The sequence below is a fragment of the Paenirhizobium naphthalenivorans genome (assembly GCF_007992095.1).
Lineage (GTDB): Bacteria > Pseudomonadota > Alphaproteobacteria > Rhizobiales > Rhizobiaceae > Allorhizobium > Allorhizobium naphthalenivorans.
In genome coordinates this window covers 1-2,859 of the sequence record NZ_BJZP01000070.1, presented here as the reverse complement: position 1 = coordinate 2,859, position 2,859 = coordinate 1, and the positions used below count along the sequence as shown (strand labels likewise).

3 protein-coding genes are annotated in these 2,859 nt (G+C 59.4%); 2 read left to right on the top strand and 1 reads right to left on the bottom strand.

All coding sequences use genetic code 11. The features are described 5' to 3' along the window. Positions 1–60 precede the first annotated feature (60 nt). Positions 61–264, bottom strand: coding sequence for a cold-shock protein (locus RNA01_RS22990; RefSeq protein ID WP_147182412.1), 204 nt, complete (start codon positions 262–264; stop codon positions 61–63). 439 nt (positions 265–703) lie between these two features. On the opposite strand from RNA01_RS22990, the gene RNA01_RS22985 reads away from it, so the two are divergent. Both RNA01_RS22985 and RNA01_RS22980 read left to right on the top strand, forming a co-directional pair. Next, positions 704–1,624 (top strand): Crp/Fnr family transcriptional regulator, encoded by a 921-nt coding sequence (locus RNA01_RS22985; protein WP_147182411.1) that lies wholly within the window; start codon positions 704–706, stop codon positions 1,622–1,624. A gap of 208 nt (positions 1,625–1,832) precedes the next feature. Beyond that, positions 1,833–2,859: AMP-binding protein (locus RNA01_RS22980; protein ID WP_147182410.1), on the top strand; the 1,027-nt coding region annotated here is incomplete at its 3' end.

Below are 2,859 nucleotides of genomic sequence, written 5' to 3'. Positions count from 1 at the left end.
GCTCAGGGGGACAACGAAACGATATCTTTCGGTGCAGAGGAAGCTCGTTTGAGCCCTCTGTCAGAGCTTGCTAACGTTCTCGGCCTTGGATTTCCCGGTTTTGCGGTCTTGGCCTACGTTGAAGCTGACCTTGTCGCCTTCTCTGAGCGAACCACCTCGCTCCAAAGCAGACACGTGAACGAATATGTCCATTCCGCCATTCTCCGGACTAATGAAACCAAATCCCTTGTCCTCGTTGAAAAACTTCACCGTACCAGTGGGCATGACCGTTCCTCTTGTTTTCCCGTAGCCATTTGACTCCGCGAGGGACTCTATATATCGCGATTGCTTGCCCATCAACCGTTAGGCGCCAGCGAGCTCGTTTTTGCTTCATCCGGTATGTCGAGGGCGTAGTGTTGTAAATGGGGCCGATAGTTCGGCTAGGCCGTTGGGTCGCCGAACCGGTCGTTGGGCACAGTAGTCGTTAACGTCGCGGAAATCGACTCTGTTGTCCAGTTCGGAGTCGTAGTCACGACCTGCAGATTGCGCTCGGCTCGACCGAGCATCGTCAGCGGATTCAGCTGCAATCAATGGAGTCACCTCAGCTATTGTTGCTCCATTGTATTAGCGAGCCGAAGGCGGAAACCGTCCTCCAGTTGAACACACTGTGCAAACGGAATGATCTGACCATCCATCCACTGCAGCCGCCGACAGTTGCGCTGCATTGAATCTGCGCGGGATTGATGTGAGTCAATCTCGACGCGTGGTGTTAAGAGTAGCCTTCAGAAAGATTTTGTTGATTGCATTTGGACACTTCTGCGAGGAGAAGAGTATGCCGAATAGCATGGGCGATACCAAATCAACTGCTCGTCAGCCTCTTCAATTCCACGATCATGCCATGGCCGTTCGGCCGGAGAAAACACTACAGGAATTGAACAGGATCGGCCACCTCAGGCGGTTTGAGAGCGACATCTCCATCATTACAGAGACAGATGAACCGAGCATTGTCGGCCAAGTGATATCCGGCGTGGTTCGCATAACTCAGGCACTCGACGACGGGCGGCAGCAGATCGTGGGCCTGGCATTACCTGGCGAATACTTCGGCCAGTTCTTCCGCAAAGGCAGTGCGTTCGTCTATGAGGCCGCGACCGATGTAAGGGCTTGCGTCTTTCCGCAGAACGCTTTCGAGGCCCTCTTGGTCAGGAACCATGAGCTGGAGCACATGGTCATGATGGGTGTGTTGCGGGATCTGGAGTTGAGCCGGGAATGGATGATGGTTCTTGGCTGCCAGAACACGTTCGAGCGCGTCGTCAGCTTCATGCTGCATATCCACCAGCGTATGCGCGCTGCAGGACTACCGACCAACAACCGCTTCATCGAATTTCCGATCGGCCGTCGTGACATTGCCGGCTATCTGGGCACGACCGTCGAGACGATCAGCAGGCATGTTCAGGCGCTGGCCCGTCAGAGGATCATCAGGATTCTGGACAATTCCCATTTCGAGATCTGCAATCTCGGTCGGCTTCAGTCGCTCTCCAAGCAGCATTGGGACGGCGCGACGAAGGCGCTGTCCGCTGGCGGCATCGATCCGGAGCCGCCGGACGGGCCGCTGCCAGAGAGCGGGTCGCGTTCCAGATCAGCCTGAATCCGCGTCGTTGAGCGGTGCCCCCGGAAGACCACGGTCTCTGAAAGGCACCCGCCTCGGAACGCGGCGGATCTGGCCAACGGGTCCGCGACAGCGGTTGCAGGGGACAACTGGTGTTGACGGCCGTCAATGTGGTCGATGGACCCGTGATCGATAAAGGTGAAGGTCCGGGAGGAGGATCGCCAAGAGGACCGCAGGGGAGGGATCGATGGATGTAATCCGCAAGAGTGATGCGGCAAGGCGCAGTGCCAATCTGGCTGACTACGACCGATTCTGCGCGGGCTTTCACTGGGAGGACGCCGAACGTCTCCTCGACCGGCTTCCTGGCGGCATGTTGAACATCGCCTTCGAGGCTGTCGACAGGCATGTCGTCCACGGTCGCGGCGACAAGATCGCCATCCGCTGGATTTCGAAAGACGGATCGCGGCGCGACATCAGTTACGCCGAGCTTCAGCGGGAGACCAACCGCTTCGCGAACGTCCTGGCGAGCCTTGGTATCGGCAAGGGGGACAGGGTCTACTCCCTGCTCGGCCGTGTGCCGGAGCTCTACGTCGCCGCGCTCGGCACGCTGAAATGCGGCGCGGTGTTTTGCCCGATGTTTTCGGCCTTCGGGCCTGAACCGGTGAAGGCCCGCATGGAGATCGGGGGCGCCCGCGCCCTGGTCACCTCCCATTCGCTCTACAGAAAGAAGGTCGCTCCCTGGCGCAAGGAACTGGCAGGCCTGGGTGCGGTGCTCCTGATCGATGCCGGCGCGGGGACGGAAGCGGACACGCATGATCTCCCCGGACTCATGGCCAAGGCGTCAACGGAATTTACGATCGCCGCGACCGACCCGGAAGACATGGCGCTCCTGCATTTCACCTCCGGCACGACAGGCCGGCCAAAGGGTGCCGTTCATGTGCATCGGGCGGTCGTCGCGCACCATCTGACCGGTCAGCTTGCCCTCGACCTCCACCCCGATGACGTCTTCTGGTGCACGGCCGATCCGGGCTGGGTTACCGGCACGTCCTACGGCATCATTTCCCCGCTCACCAACGGCGTCACGATGATCGTGGACGAGGCCGAATTCGATGCCGGACGCTGGTATGGCATCCTCGAGCGCGAGAAGGTCAACGTCTGGTATACGGCACCGACGGCCATCCGGATGCTGATGAAGGCCGGCCCGGAGCTTGCCAAGGAGCACGATCTTTCCCGACTGCGGTTCATGGCGAGCGTCGGAGAGCCCCTCAATCCGG

Coding starts and splice junctions, on each gene's coding strand:
- RNA01_RS22990 (WP_147182412.1), bottom strand. CDS start 264: ATGCCCACTGGTACGGTGAAGTTTTTCAACGAGGACAAGGGATTTGGT.